This window comes from Desulfosporomusa polytropa (assembly GCF_055380075.1).
Map to the genome: position 1 here is coordinate 4,743,335 of NZ_AP042400.1, position 13,707 is coordinate 4,757,041.

13 protein-coding genes are annotated in these 13,707 nt (G+C 46.4%); all 13 read left to right on the forward strand.

Going from position 1 to position 13,707, the window contains the following annotated elements:
* The first annotated feature begins 3 nt into the window (after window positions 1-3).
* The 13 genes from cphA (at window position 4) to ACZ449_RS23900 (ending at window position 13,689) form a co-directional block, all read left to right on the forward strand.
* On the forward strand, window positions 4-2,670 hold the full coding sequence (gene cphA, locus ACZ449_RS23840; protein ID WP_464258529.1) for a cyanophycin synthetase: 2,667 nt from the start codon (window positions 4-6) through the stop codon (window positions 2,668-2,670).
* 93 nt (window positions 2,671-2,763) lie between these two features.
* Window positions 2,764-3,240, forward strand: a complete 477-nt coding sequence (locus ACZ449_RS23845) for a chemotaxis protein CheW (protein ID WP_464258530.1) — start codon at window positions 2,764-2,766, stop codon at window positions 3,238-3,240.
* Between the two features lie 9 nt (window positions 3,241-3,249).
* Entirely contained in the window at window positions 3,250-4,110 is an 861-nt protein-coding gene (ispE, locus tag ACZ449_RS23850) for a 4-(cytidine 5'-diphospho)-2-C-methyl-D-erythritol kinase (RefSeq protein WP_464258531.1), read from the forward strand.
* 2 nt (window positions 4,111-4,112) lie between these two features.
* Window positions 4,113-4,796 (forward strand): GntR family transcriptional regulator, encoded by a 684-nt coding sequence (locus ACZ449_RS23855; protein WP_464258532.1) that lies wholly within the window; start codon window positions 4,113-4,115, stop codon window positions 4,794-4,796.
* 23 nt (window positions 4,797-4,819) lie between these two features.
* A complete protein-coding gene (locus ACZ449_RS23860) occupies window positions 4,820-5,578 on the forward strand; it encodes a nucleotidyltransferase family protein (RefSeq protein WP_464258533.1) in 759 nt (252 codons plus the stop codon).
* Window positions 5,579-5,729: 151 nt separating this feature from the next.
* Complete coding sequence (gene purR, locus ACZ449_RS23865; protein ID WP_464258534.1) at window positions 5,730-6,548, forward strand: pur operon repressor; 819 nt, start codon at window positions 5,730-5,732, stop codon at window positions 6,546-6,548.
* Between the two features lie 146 nt (window positions 6,549-6,694).
* Entirely contained in the window at window positions 6,695-8,062 is a 1,368-nt protein-coding gene (gene glmU / locus ACZ449_RS23870; RefSeq protein WP_464258535.1) for a bifunctional UDP-N-acetylglucosamine diphosphorylase/glucosamine-1-phosphate N-acetyltransferase GlmU, read from the forward strand.
* A gap of 5 nt (window positions 8,063-8,067) precedes the next feature.
* The gene (locus ACZ449_RS23875; protein WP_464258536.1) at window positions 8,068-9,015 is read left to right on the forward strand and encodes a ribose-phosphate diphosphokinase; all 948 of its coding nucleotides are present in this window, start codon (window positions 8,068-8,070) and stop codon (window positions 9,013-9,015) included.
* Between the two features lie 107 nt (window positions 9,016-9,122).
* Window positions 9,123-9,776 (forward strand): GNAT family N-acetyltransferase, encoded by a 654-nt coding sequence (locus ACZ449_RS23880; protein WP_464258537.1) that lies wholly within the window; start codon window positions 9,123-9,125, stop codon window positions 9,774-9,776.
* A complete protein-coding gene (locus ACZ449_RS23885) occupies window positions 9,773-10,591 on the forward strand; it encodes a polysaccharide deacetylase family protein (RefSeq protein ID WP_464258538.1) in 819 nt (272 codons plus the stop codon). The genes ACZ449_RS23880 and ACZ449_RS23885 overlap by 4 nt, the downstream gene beginning before the upstream one ends.
* Window positions 10,592-11,152 (forward strand): aminoacyl-tRNA hydrolase, encoded by a 561-nt coding sequence (gene pth / locus ACZ449_RS23890; RefSeq protein ID WP_464258539.1) that lies wholly within the window; start codon window positions 10,592-10,594, stop codon window positions 11,150-11,152. It abuts the gene before it with no gap.
* Between the two features lie 6 nt (window positions 11,153-11,158).
* On the forward strand, window positions 11,159-12,382 hold the full coding sequence (locus tag ACZ449_RS23895; protein ID WP_464258540.1) for a radical SAM family protein: 1,224 nt from the start codon (window positions 11,159-11,161) through the stop codon (window positions 12,380-12,382).
* 338 nt (window positions 12,383-12,720) lie between these two features.
* The gene (locus tag ACZ449_RS23900; protein ID WP_464258541.1) at window positions 12,721-13,689 is read left to right on the forward strand and encodes a sensor domain-containing diguanylate cyclase; all 969 of its coding nucleotides are present in this window, start codon (window positions 12,721-12,723) and stop codon (window positions 13,687-13,689) included.
* The last annotated feature ends 18 nt before the right edge of the window (window positions 13,690-13,707 follow it).

A 13,707-nucleotide genomic window follows, 5' to 3' on the forward strand; every position in this document is an offset into this window, starting at 1 on the left:
AACATGAAATTATTGTCTACACGCTTTATTGCTGGAGCTAACATTTACAGTTACCGCCCTGTCATTAAAGCAACCATTGATATTGGTAGCTATGAAGATATAGCCAGCAATGGTATAGACGGTTTTGTCACGTGTTTATTAGCATTATTGCCAGGACTCAGCAAGCATAGCTGCTCGCGGGGTTACCCTGGTGGTTTTGTGGAACGTTTACAGGAAGGAACCTATTTAGCACATATTTTTGAGCATGTGGCGCTTGAACTACAGTCATTGTGCGGTCAAGAGTATGCTTCTGCCTTTGGTAAGACCCGTGGGTCTGGTCGCCGTGGTGTTTATCATGTTGTTTTTGGCTGTAGGTCAGGGCAGGTAGGGTTAGCTGCCGCTGAGAGTGCCTATTGCTTACTCATGGCTGTGCTTAAAGGGCACGATTTTAATGTACCAGAGGCAGTGGCGATGCTGAAGAACATTGGGGAAGAGAACAGATTAGGACCAAGTACAGCGGCCATTTATGAAGCAGCGCGGCGGCGGAGTATTCCTGTTTTACGTCCCGATTATGAAGCACATTTTCTTATTCTTGGTTATGGCAATAAGCAGCAGCGGGTTTGGGCCACGATTACAGGCCAGACAAGTTCGCTGGCTGTTGATTTGGTGGGAGATAAGTTTCTTACCAATACATTGTTGCGGCAAAATGCCGTGCCTGTACCGATGGGCTATATTGTTACAGATTTGACGGAGGCTATAGCTGCTTTTACTACGATCGGTGCACCGGTTGTCTTGAAACCTGTCAATGGTAATCACGGGAAGGGGGTTACACTAAATATTTTTAATACAGCTGAGGTGGAACGAGCCTATCAGTTGGCTGCAGAGTATGATGAACGGGTGTTAGTAGAAGAATATGTAGCAGGTCGCCAGTATCGACTGTGTGTTGTTAATGGTAAACTGGCGGCAGGGGCTGAACGGATACCGGCTCATGTTGTTGGCGATGGTATCCATACAATTGTAGAACTTGTAGAATTGGCTAATCTAGACCCAGCGCGCGGCTATGGTCACAGTCGACCACTAACCTATCTGCAATTAGATACCGCGGCTATTATGACTTTGTTCCGGCAAAGCCTAACTGCAGCGTCTGTTCCTGTTGCCAGACAGCTTGTTTATATCAGGGACAATGCAAACTTGAGTACTGGTGCCACATCTAAAGATGTAACTGCCGATATTCACCCGGAGACCATCAAACTGGTGGAACGGGCAGTACGACTTACTGGTTTAGATGTGGCTGGTGTTGACCTGGTTATGCCAGATATTTGTCAGCCATTGACTGCCGGGCAGGGGGCCATTATCGAAATTAATGCTGCACCCGGCCTTAGAATGCATCTGTATCCAAGCTCAGGGCTGGCTCATGATGTGGGCGCGGCCATTATTGATTATTTATTTCCTGATAAGGCTGATGGCCGGATACCGATAGTAGCCGTTACTGGTACAAATGGGAAAACCACAGTAACAAGGCTTATTGCTCATATCTTTAGGCAAGCTGGTTATAAAACAGGTATGACCACATCTAGCGGCATTTATGTGGATCAGGAGTGTATCGCGCAAGGCGACACGACTGGTCCGACCAGTACAACTATGCTATTGTCTGACCCTGCGGTGGAGGCGGCGGTGCTGGAGGTGGCTCGTGGTGGTATCGTTCGAGGTGGCTTGGGCTATGATTTTGCGAATGTCGGCATAATTACCAATATTACTGAAGATCATATTGGTCAAGACGGTATTGAGGATCTTGAAGATTTAGCCTATATAAAATCCTTGGTTATTGAACGCGTGCGACCAGACGGTATTGTGCTTTTAAATGCGGATGACAGTCGAGTGGCAGCGCTCAAAGTACGGGCAAAGAGTGAAATTATTTATTTTAGTACCCAGTCTGACAATATTATTGTTCGCCGTCATCTAGGGGAAGGCGGCAGGGCGTGTTTTGTCAAAAATGGTGCAATATATCTAGCCGATGGAAAAAAAGAGCAAGCTTTGATTGCCATTGTGGATATTCCACTTACCTTGCATGGGTTTGCTTATCACAATATTCAAAACGCGGTTATTGGCGTTGCTGCCTGCTGGTCGCAGAAACTTTCCCTAGAGGCTATTCGTAAAGGCGTGACAGAATTTAACCAAAACCCAGGGCGGCTTATGCTGATGGCGATAGCCGGTTTTCAGGTTTGTGTTGATTATGCTCACAATCCGGCGGGTTGTCAGGCATTGGCAAGTACCTTGCGGCGACTTAAGCCGCGAAGGTTAATTGGAGTTATTGCAGCTCCCGGTGACCGGAGGGATGATGTTATTATTAGTCTTGGCAGGGCTGCTGGTCAGGGATTTGACAGTATCTACGTTAAAGAAGATGGTGATTTGCGCGGGCGGCAGCCGGGTGAGACCGCGGCCTTGCTGCTGCAAGGCGCTTTAGAAGCAGGCCTTACGCCTATGCAAGTAACCACTATTCTTGATGAATCCGCGGCAGTGACTGCCGCCTTGAAGCAAGCCGCAGCCGATGATTTGATTGCTGTTTTTTATGAAAACTATGATGCTGTAATGACTACGATTGCAGGGTTTGAGCAACAACAAACGTCTGACTGCCTATGCAAACCGGACGATCGTCAATTGGTAGTTGCCGGTATCGGGGGCAAAGGATAAGGAAAAAAATGTAGAAAGCAAATTGGCAGTTGCAGGCAACTACCCGAACAGGTAGAATATATATATTATAAACTGCTTGTGGAGGTGTCAAGGATGGGAAAAAATGATGCAATTGTTGATCAAGAGTTCCAACTGGTAATTTTTCGATTGGCCCAGGAAGAATATGGGTTACCAATTACCAAAGTGCAAGAAATAAACCGTCTGGTGCCTATTACCAAATTGCCGCAAACGCCTCCGTTTATGGAAGGCATCATAAACTTGCGCGGTCAGATTATTCCGGTAATAGACCTCAGGAAACGTTTTACACTTGCCGTTTCTGAATACAATGATGACAGTCGGATTATTATTGTGGAGATAGACGGCGAGACGGTTGGCGTTATTGTCGATGCGGTTGCTGAAGTAGTTCAGATAGCGGCTGCTGATGTAGAGCCGCCGCCCCCGTCGTTTATTTTGGATGCCAAATATATTCAAGGCGTAGGTAAACTAGAGGACCGGTTACTTATCCTGCTTGAAATTGATCAAGTGTTGACTTCACAAGAGACCATTACGTTGAAGCAGCTTGCCGTATAAGGACAGGGTATGCTAATACTTAATGCTTATGCTAAGATCAATTTGGCGCTAGATGTCCTCTATAAACGCCCTGACGGCTACCATGAAGTAACTATGATTATGCAGGCCGTTCGGCTTGCTGATACGGTAACGTTAACCAGTCAGCCAAACGATATTGTATTGAGTGTCAATATTGCCGGGTTACCCGCAGATGCCAGCAACTTGGCTTATCGGGCGGCTGCTCTGCTCAAGCCGTATGCGTCCGTAAAACAAGGGGTTCATATCAAGTTGGACAAACAGATTCCATTGGCGGCAGGCTTAGCTGGTGGCAGTGCAGATGCCGCCGCGGTGCTTAAGGGACTAAATAGCTTATGGGAACTTAATCTGAGTTTGGACGAGCTGAGTAAGCTTGCTGCCCAGCTTGGTTCGGATGTGCCATTTTGTTTGTATAACAGTACCATGCTGGCAACCGGGCGGGGAGAACTACTCGAACCGTTGCCGCCGCTCAAAAACTGTTATATTGTGCTTGCTAAGCCGGCAATTGCAGTGCCTACTGCCTGGGTGTATCAGCAGTTCAAAGCGGACAAAGTTATGCGGCGTCCGGATATTGCAGCTATGCGTAACTACCTTGCTGAAGGCAGCTTGGCGGGGGTAGCCCAAAATTTGGTTAATGTGTTGGAGAGTGTTACTATTCCCGTATACCCGGAAATTGCTAAGATTAAAGATTCTATGCTCAAATACGGAGCTATGGCAGCCCTCATGTCTGGTAGTGGGCCAACCGTATTTGGTCTTGCTCATTGCCAAGAGCAGGCAGAGGCTATTGCTGATCAGCTAAAGGCTGAGGGCATACCTGAAATATTTGTGGCAGAAACAGTTTCAAAGGTGGAGTGATTGTGGAGAGGCGATTAGTACCTATTAGATTAGACAGCTATAAACCGCTTAGAGAAGTGGTAGCAGAAACATTACGCGAGGCCATTGTTAATGGAACGTTAAACCCCGGTGAGCGGTTGATGGAAATTCAACTAGCAGAAGAACTAGGGGTAAGTCGGACACCGGTGCGAGAAGCCATTCGTAAATTGGAGCTGGAAGGCTTTGTTATTATGATTCCCCGGCGGGGAACCTATGTGGCGGATCTGTCAATTAAAGACATTAATGAGGTCTTCGAAATACGTACTGCACTTGATGTTTTGGCTGCAGGTCTTGCGGTTGAGCGTATTACGGAAGATGAATTGGAACAACTGGAACGACTCCTGGTGGAAATTGGTAAATTAATCGAGGGAGACGATATTGATAAAATAGTTGAAGTTGACAGCCAATTTCATGATGTCTTATATAAGGCCAGCCGTAATGATCGGTTAGTAGGCATTATCAATAATCTTAGAGAGCAGATTACCCGGTTTCGCTCGATCTCTATACAGTATCCGGGGCGGATGAAAGTATCGATAGAAGAACACCGTCAATTGGTAGAGGCTATTGCTGACCGCAATACCGAGTTGGCTCAGCAAATTGCTCGCGAGCATATGGAGAATTCAGAACAGACATTATTGCAGGAGTTGAACGAACGCCGTCAGGCCTAACATTGCAAAAGGAGTGTAACTTAATGTATGATGCCATAATCCTGGCTGGTGGAGAAAATAATGAGCATTTAAACCGCTATACAGCGCAGTCTTACGAGGCCCTGATTGATATTGACGGCAAACCAATGGTGGAGTTTGTGGCTAGGGCACTTGCGGCCAGCAGTCACATTTCCCGCATTTTTGTTGCCGGTCCGGCTGAAGAACTGGGCAAATGCTCTTTCCCGGAAAAGACTGTCATCCTAAATGGCGGCCAGACAATTATGGAAACCATCAGCTTAGGTATGAAGGCATTAGGACATGAAAACCTGACATTGGTGGTAACTGCTGATATTCCGTTACTGACCCCGGCGGCTATTGATGATTTTCTTAGCCAATGTGCCAACGTGAGTGCAGATGTATATTATCCTGTTGTTGCTCAGCGTGATCATGAACGCCGTTTCCCAGGTAATAAACGAACCTATGTCCGCTTAAAAGAAGGAACATTTACCGGGGGAAACATCTTTCTTGTTAATCCCCGGATTGTTCCGCAATGTGTACAAGTTGCCGAGCGTATTATTGCCAATCGGAAAAACCCTATTAGGCTATGCTGCTTATTAGGTTGGACTTTTGTGGTGCAGTTTATTGTAGGGACACTGAGGCTAACGCAGGTAGAAGCTCGGGTAAGTGATATTCTGGGGATTAAGGGTGCGGTGATTTGCTCCCCCTATGCGGAATTGGGCATTGATGTAGATAAGCCAAGTGATTTGGAGTTAGTAAGAAGCTGGTTTTCCCAAACCTGCTAATTGAACGCGGAATAGTTCCCGCGTTTTTTTAATTGCCATAATACAAAATTTTTATAAGTGGCAGGAATTGTGCGCTCTATAGAGAATGTGAATAAAAAAATATATTTAGGAGATAATATTCGGTATTTCCCTGATCGTGGAGGAAGTAAACATGGATAAAGTACGGAAAATGGAGCGAATAGCTGCGTTGACCAAGATTATGACTGATCGGCCTCGGCACTTATTTTCACTTAGTCAGTTTAGTGAGCTGTTTGGGGCTGCCAAGTCAACCGTATGTGAGGATATTACAACTATAAAAGAAACCATGGGTCATTTCGGGTTAGGGACAATTGAGACGGTAGCCGGAGCGGCAGGCGGTGTCCGGTTTATTCCCAAAGTATCAACCAGAGATACGGATAAACTTTTACAGGAGCTGGCCTGTCGGCTAGCTGAACCTGACCGTATTATTCCTGGTGGTTTTTTATATATGTCAGACCTGTTATTTACCCCCCATTTGATGGTTAAAGTGGGAGAAATATTTATGGAGCGGCTGGCGCATTTGGAGCCCAATTACATTTTGACAGTGGAGACTAAAGGCATTCCCCTAGCCTTTATGACCGCGCGGGCATTTGATCTGCCGCTTATTACCGTAAGACACGGCAGCAAGGTGACTGAGGGATCAGCTGTCAGTATAAATTATGTTTCCGGTTCTTCTAAACGTATTCAAACCATGTCGCTCCCTAAGCGGGCGGTGCCTAGTGGTGCCAAGGTACTGATTATTGATGATTTTATGAAAGCCGGTGCTACGGCGAGTGGCATGGTCGCGCTAGCCCAAGAAGTGGGGGCTAAAGTTGCCGGCATCGGTGTGTTGGTAGCTACCGCCGAACCTGAACATAAATTAGTGGAAGACTACTTATCACTGCTTATTTTACATGATGTTGATGAACATACTAAGGTAACAGACATTAGACCGGTATTAACATCAGGCTAGTAGGGAGACGCTCTTCTTCTTTTATAGTACATCCCACTTTATTTTTAGTTGCTGGAGGAATTTGCATTTTAGTGTCGAAAGGAGAATAGTTCACTCAAGACCGAGCCTGAATTGCTTGATAAGCAGTCAGGAATGGAGGTATATTGATGTCAAATTTGATGGCTATCATCCTGGCAGCCGGCAAAGGCACTCGGATGAAATCAGCCTTACCTAAGGTTCTCCACCAGGTAGGCGGCAAACCAATGGTTCAGCAGGTGCTTGATGCAGCCAGGTTCGCGGGGGCTGACAAGAAAGTTGTCGTCATAGGCTTTGGCGCGCAAAGTGTAGCTGATGCGTTAGCTGGTCAGGCCGAATTTGTTGTTCAGACTGAGCAGCTAGGGACAGGGCATGCAGTGATGCAGGCCCGGAGAGAACTAAGTGATTTTGCTGGCACGGTTATGGTATTATGTGGCGATACGCCGCTTTTGACCGGAGACTTGTTGGCCAAGCTGTATGCTGAGCATGGTAAGGCCCACGCTGCCGCTACGGTACTTACAGCAGTCATGCTTGATCCGGCAGGGTATGGGCGGGTCATTCGTAATTCAGCCGGACAGGTGGAAAAAATTGTGGAACAAAAAGATGCCAGTCCGGCAGAGCTCGCGGTAGGTGAGATTAATACCGGCATTTATTGTTTTGCGGCCAGGGAATTGTTGGCGGCACTGGATGGGTTGACCTGTAATAATGCCCAAGGCGAGTATTACCTGACTGATGTTATCGCAATTTTAAACAAACAGGGCAAAAAAGTATGGGCAGTACAAGCAGATGATTACCGCGAAACGCTAGGGATAAATTCCCGTCTGCAACTGGCAGAGGCTGAAAATATTATTCGGCGGCGCAAACTTGATGACCTAATGGAAAACGGTGTTACGATTATGGATACCAGCAGCACTTTTATTGATACCCAGGTTGAGATCGGACCGGATACCATTATTTATCCGTTTACCTGGATTGAGGGGCAGAGTAAAATTGGTGCCAATTGCTTAATTGGTCCCAATACCCGTTTGAGCAATACCACCGTAGGGGATGAGACTACCATTCATTTTAGTTATACCCATGACTGTACGGTGGGTAATCATGTGATTGTTGGTCCTTATGTACACCTGAGGCCCGATACCTGGCTCAAAGATGGAGTGAAGGTTGGCAATTTTGTTGAAGTAAAGAACAGCGTTGTCGGTGAAAAAAGTAAGTTACCGCATCTTAGCTATATTGGTGATACCGATATGGGTTCTGGCGTCAACATTGGGTCAGGCACGATTACCGTGAACTATGACGGTAAACATAAACATCGTACAACAATTGAAGATGATGCATTTATTGGCTGCAATACCAATTTGGTAGCGCCAGTGACAGTTGGCAGTGGCGCTTATGTGGCTGCCGGTTCGACCATTACCAAAAACGTTCCCCCCGGTTCTCTGGGAGTAGCGCGCGCGCGTCAAAATAATATTGAGGGCTGGGCGGAAAAACAGCGGAGGTAAGATAAATGGAAGATACAAAGAGATTGCGAATATTTAGTGGCAACGCCAACCCGGTATTGGCCAAGGAGATTGCCGCCTATCTTGGACTGACAGTGGGCGATGCCTTTGTTGGTAAATTTAACAATGGTGAAATTCAGGTAATGATCGACGAAAGTGTGCGCGGCACAGATGTGTTTATTGTTCAGCCGACAAGCCAGCCGGTCAATGACAATATGATGGAACTATTAATCATGATTGATGCAGTAAAACGGGCTTCGGCCAAAAATATCACTGCTGTTATTCCCTACTATGCTTATGCCCGTCAGGACAGGAAAACGCGTGGTCGTGAGCCAATCTCGGCCAAGCTAATGGCGAATCTCCTGACAGTAGCTGGCGCTACCCGGGTTGTTACTATGGATTTACATGCCGGGCAGATCCAAGGTTTCTTTGATATTCCGGTGGATAATTTGCCAGGCGTTCCTACGCTGGCTGAATATATTATGTCTTTACATTTGCAAGACCTTGTTATAGTATCGCCTGACCTTGGCGGCGTATCAAGAGCACGGTTGTTTGCCGATCGGATGCATGCGCCGATTGCTATTATTGAAAAGCGTCGTCCAGCTCCTGGTGTAGCTGAAGTTATGAATCTAATCGGTAATGTAGAGGGCAAAACCGCGGTTATCGTCGATGATATTGTCGATACAGCCGGTTCCTTGACCGAGGGGGCAAACGCTTTGGCCAGAATGGGTGCTAAAGCCGTATATGCTTGCTGTACCCATGCCGTATTAAGCGATCCTGCAGTAGAACGCATTGAAAAATCCAATATTACTGAACTTATTGTTACTAATACCATTCCGATGTCAGAGGCAACTCGCTCTCCCAAGATTAAGGTGTTGTCGGTAGCTCCGCTTCTTGGTGAAGCCATCATTCGGATTTTTGGCGAATTATCGGTTAGCAAGCTGTTTGACGATTAAGTTATCACTTCGGTCATTGTGAGCGTAGGTGGCAATCTCACTGGCTATAATGGGAGGTACGCAAATAGGGCGCGAATATCGCGCCCTATTTGCAAATAAACTTCTATATGAATAAATATGTAATTGTGCGGGCCCGGCTGATAGATGTGCCGGATATTGCCCGACTGTTTACCGAAAGTTTTATGGACAGTGTACTGCATCATTGCGGCGGCCGTTTGCCTAAACCGCAGGCCATGCAGGATGTGTTTACACTGGTTTATCAGGCAGAGCCGTCAGCAGCCTTACTTGCTAAAAACCAAGCCGGAGAAGTGCTGGGATATTGTTTTGCCCCGGTGATCTTAAGCCGACTTTGGTGGCAGGCTCTTATCGACGGGCACCTAATGAAGTGGGCCTGGCGCTGGCTTACAGGCCAATATGGCTTTGGTCTAAACCCTGTCAAAATCATTGTGCTTAACAAACTGGCTTTTCTTCGTTCTGCCGCTACTCCTGGTAAGGCAGCCAGCGCTCGCATTTTATCCATTGCTGTCGCGCCAAGCGCCCGCGGCCAGGGTATTGCCAGCGCACTGATGGCTGAAGCCGACAAGTACTTTAAGGATAATAAGGTGCAAAGAGTACGCTTGGAAGTACGGCCAGATAATCATCCGGCTATCCGGGTTTATGAAAAATTAGGTTACTATCCGGGGGGGACTACCTATGATTCTCAGGGACCCTGGCTTATCATGTTTAAAGAAATCTCCGGAAACGGGGTTACTATACCATGATTGATACCAATGTCCGCCTTATTAGCATGCTGGGATTGCTCACGATAGTAGTGATTATCAGCTTGCTTTTTGACTATCTGCGGATACTTAGACGACCAGTACGGCTGGGGCTTAGCGTAGCTATTCTTGGCATTATTGCCGGCTTTATTTTAACCTTGAATGCTGTATTGCCAGCTAATCATTTTTATGGTCCGGTATTTTCGGAAAGCCGGACAAGTCAGAAGCTGGTAGCGCTTACCTTTGATGATGGGCCCTATCCGCCCTATACTGGTAAAATTTTGGATGTGCTAAAAGAACGGCAAGTACCAGCTACTTTTTTTGTAATTGGTCAAAATGCCGCCAAATATCCAGAATTAATCAGACGGATTGCCGCCGAAGGCCATCAACTGGGCAACCACACCTATAATCATGTGGATTTGCTAAAACTTGACCGCCAAGCAATTATAACAGAGATAACACAGACGAATGAGGCAATTGCCAGTGCTGTTGGCTATATACCGCATGTCATGCGGCCACCGCATGGTTTCCGTGATGCTGTTGTGATGGATACTATGGCCGAGTATCAGCTAAAGGTGGTTGAATGGTCAGTGTCCAGCCGCGACTGGGTAAATCCTGGAGCCGAAGTTATTGCCGAGCGAACGTTAGGTAAGGTACGAAATGGCTCAATCATTCTGCTCCATGATGGTGATGGTATTGCTGCCGCTTTGCCGCGTGAGCAGACGGTGGCGGCTACCTGCATAATCATTGACAACTTAGTAGCGCAGGGCTACAAATTTGTTACTGTTGATGAAATTCTCAAAGTGTCGGAGGAGTAAATGAAAATTGTAGTTGGTCTGGGTAACCCCGGACAAGAATATAGCGCCACCCGCCACAATATTGGTTTTATGGCGGTAGATAAGCTGGCTGAGCGATGGACGGTATCGTCCTGGCGTGAGCGCCATAATGCCGCAGTGGCTGAATACCGGGGTGAGGAAACCATATTATTGGTAAAACCTCAAACCTTTATGAATTTAAGTGGTCGGGCGGTAGTGCCGCTGGCGGCATTTTATAAGGTATCCTATGAGGATATTATTGTTATTTATGATGACCTGGATTTGCCGACAGGGAAACTGCGGCTTAGACTCAAAGGTGGTTCCGGCGGGCACCGTGGTATTGAATCCTTGCTCTATGAATCAGGCAAAGATGATTTTTCCCGAATTCGCATTGGGATTGGTCGGCCGCCTGTGGGCTGGGAAACAGCCAACTATGTGCTTGGACGGTTTACGCCGGAGGAAGCCCCTGGTATTAGCGAGGCCATCAGCCAGGCGGCTGACGCGGTGGAGTGTATTATCAAAGAGGGTTTCAACAAGGCTATGAATAAATTTAACAAAGGGTAAAAAATTATGATTACAACACTCTATGCAGATAAAAATGGTGAGATATTTGATGCTCCCGGCTGCCATGCGGTTGGTTGCCAAGGACAAGACTATCGCGCCTTACAACCGGACGACATGATTCCCCTGCCAGAAGGCGCGGAACTAATGTTTCTGCCAGGACGTAACGCACTACAGATGAAAGGGGATACGCCCCAAATGCTCAAAGGCCGCTTAGCTGTGGCGGCGATGTTGCCTGTTGGCTATACCCGTACTTTATTGCCAGCCTACGAACGTCAGGCCAAAGCACCGCAGTTACCGCTGTATGGCTATACTGCGGCTGCTTTGTTCAATGATGAAATCTATGTGGCTGCAGTTAAAACAGCAGATAACGCCAAATGGCATCCCTATCGTTATAACACGCCAGACTTAAAGAAGCGAGTTGCCCAGGTAAAACGTGATTTGCCAGACAACCGTCTGGTAGAGCATTTGGCGAACTGCTCACTTACCTGGCATTGTTGTACTGCGCAAAACCTGTTTTACCGACGCTGGGAAGCCGGTGTCCCGGTTAGCCCGGCCTGCAATGCCAATTGTCTAGGTTGTATTTCCTTGCAACCCGCCGAATGCTGTCCTGCTCCGCAGAGTCGCATTACCTTTGCGCCTACACCAGAAGAAATTGCGGCTATTGGTATTTACCACCTAACTCATGCGCCAGAACCCATCATTAGTTTTGGGCAGGGTTGTGAAGGTGAGCCTTCGATGGCCGCTGAGTCCATTGCCGCAGGCATCAAGCTGGTGCGTAATAAAACATCTCGAGGCCAAATCAACATCAACACTAACGCCGGATTTACGCAGGGCATCCAAACCATTGTGGATGCCGGGTTAGATAGTATGCGGGTAAGTATTATTAGTGCTTTGCCAGACACCTACCAAGCGTATTACCAAGCCAAGTACAGCCTTGATGACGTTAAGCATTCCATTGCTTATGCCAAACAGAATGGTGTGTATGTATCACTAAACATGCTGCTATTCCCTGGACTCAATGACAGAGACGAGGAACAGGCAGCTTGGCTCGAATTCTTAAGCGAAACCGGCGTAGATATGATTCAGCTTAGAAATCTTAACTTTGATCCGGACGTTTTTTTGACAGCTATGCCTGCCGGTGGCCAGGCTGGTGGCGTAAAGAATTTTCTCAAAACCCTCACAAGCAAGTTCCCGGCCATTAAACTGGGTAGTTTTACCGAGAAGGTATAATTCAAAGCCCCCAAGATAGTACCGCCACCTCCCGTAACCCCTCGGCCTTTGTCGGAAAAAGCGTTCCGCAGGAGAAAAGCCGGGCGGTATTCCGTTAAAAAATCCGTACTGTTTGAGCGTAGCGAGTTTACGGATTTTAGGAATATCGCCCGGCTTTTCAGCTTTTGGAGGCTTAGGGCCTAGACCTTTTGTTACTTTTGGGGCGATGCCAAAAGTAAAACCCCTCTCCGTGTATTTCAGTAACTCCTTATTTTCCAATTTAGCAAACTAAAAAAAACAGGAATTTTCTGATTTTTGTTGAAATTTATCGTTAATTGGTAAATGGAGGAGGCGCAATCATGGACAATTATTTTAATCTTTCTCTAAAAAATATCCTGGATTATCTGGATGAAGGTGTTTACTTCACTGATTTAAATAAAAATATTCAGTATTGTAATAGCGGCGCTGAAACAATCACCGGTTATCAATTCGATGAAATCGCTATGCAAAAGTGTTGTAATATCATATCCCATACAGATTTAAATGGCGAGCAGCTTTGTGAAAAACAATGCCTAATCACAAAAATTATCGAAGAAAAAAAGATGCAGGAAGTGTTTGCATTTATTTCCCACAAAGATGGGCATCTAGTTCCGGTCACCATCAGAACCTTCCCTGTCTATGATAAAGCCGACCATATTACGGGATTTATTGAGTTAATCACCGATAACACTCGTCAAAAGTTAGGACAGGCTAAAATGAACGCTTTAACACAGGCAGCCTATATTGACTCTCTTTCTGAATTATTCAGTAAACAATATCTTGAGAACAGACTGCAAACCATGCTGACAAAAATGTCGGATACGGGGAAAGTATTTGCTATCTTATATATCAACATTATTGGATTTCGAGCGATCAACGATATGTATGGCGTTTCAAGAGGCGACAAAATACTAAAAATGGTTGCAAAAACTTTGTCAACTGCCATCAGCTCTTCTGATATTATCGGCCGGTGGCACGGAGCAAGCTTTATTGCCATCTCGAATACCACGAATAAGAGTCTGCTCCTGCTGTTGGCAGATAAGCTAAAAGGACTTATTGCAGAATCTGATTTTACCATTAATGGTGAAACTATGAGTGTCAACATAACGATTACTTACACCATTGCTCAAATGTATGATACCTTTGACTATTTAATAGAACGGGCGACTAAGGGTTCGCCTGCGGAAAAGGAACCGGCAACCACAAGCAAACTTCCGCCAGTTAAGGCGTCTCCGCCCGCCGTTACTAAACAAAATGGCGGCTTTCATTCACGCCGATCAGATAGTTAGTCAAAATGATAGCCTAGT

Excerpts from the sequence above, each read along its gene's own strand:
- pth (WP_464258539.1), top strand. The coding sequence starts at position 10,592 with ATGAAAATTGTAGTTGGTCTGGGTAACCCCGGACAAGAATATAGCGCC.
- ACZ449_RS23860 (WP_464258533.1), top strand. The coding sequence starts at position 4,820 with ATGTATGATGCCATAATCCTGGCTGGTGGAGAAAATAATGAGCATTTA.
- ACZ449_RS23885 (WP_464258538.1), top strand. The coding sequence starts at position 9,773 with ATGATTGATACCAATGTCCGCCTTATTAGCATGCTGGGATTGCTCACG.
- cphA (WP_464258529.1), top strand. The coding sequence starts at position 4 with ATGAAATTATTGTCTACACGCTTTATTGCTGGAGCTAACATTTACAGT.
- ACZ449_RS23895 (WP_464258540.1), top strand. The coding sequence starts at position 11,159 with ATGATTACAACACTCTATGCAGATAAAAATGGTGAGATATTTGATGCT.
- ACZ449_RS23845 (WP_464258530.1), top strand. The coding sequence starts at position 2,764 with ATGGGAAAAAATGATGCAATTGTTGATCAAGAGTTCCAACTGGTAATT.
- ACZ449_RS23875 (WP_464258536.1), top strand. The coding sequence starts at position 8,068 with ATGGAAGATACAAAGAGATTGCGAATATTTAGTGGCAACGCCAACCCG.
- ACZ449_RS23900 (WP_464258541.1), top strand. The coding sequence starts at position 12,721 with ATGGACAATTATTTTAATCTTTCTCTAAAAAATATCCTGGATTATCTG.
- ACZ449_RS23880 (WP_464258537.1), top strand. The coding sequence starts at position 9,123 with ATGAATAAATATGTAATTGTGCGGGCCCGGCTGATAGATGTGCCGGAT.
- glmU (WP_464258535.1), top strand. The coding sequence starts at position 6,695 with ATGTCAAATTTGATGGCTATCATCCTGGCAGCCGGCAAAGGCACTCGG.
- purR (WP_464258534.1), top strand. The coding sequence starts at position 5,730 with ATGGATAAAGTACGGAAAATGGAGCGAATAGCTGCGTTGACCAAGATT.
- ispE (WP_464258531.1), top strand. The coding sequence starts at position 3,250 with ATGCTAATACTTAATGCTTATGCTAAGATCAATTTGGCGCTAGATGTC.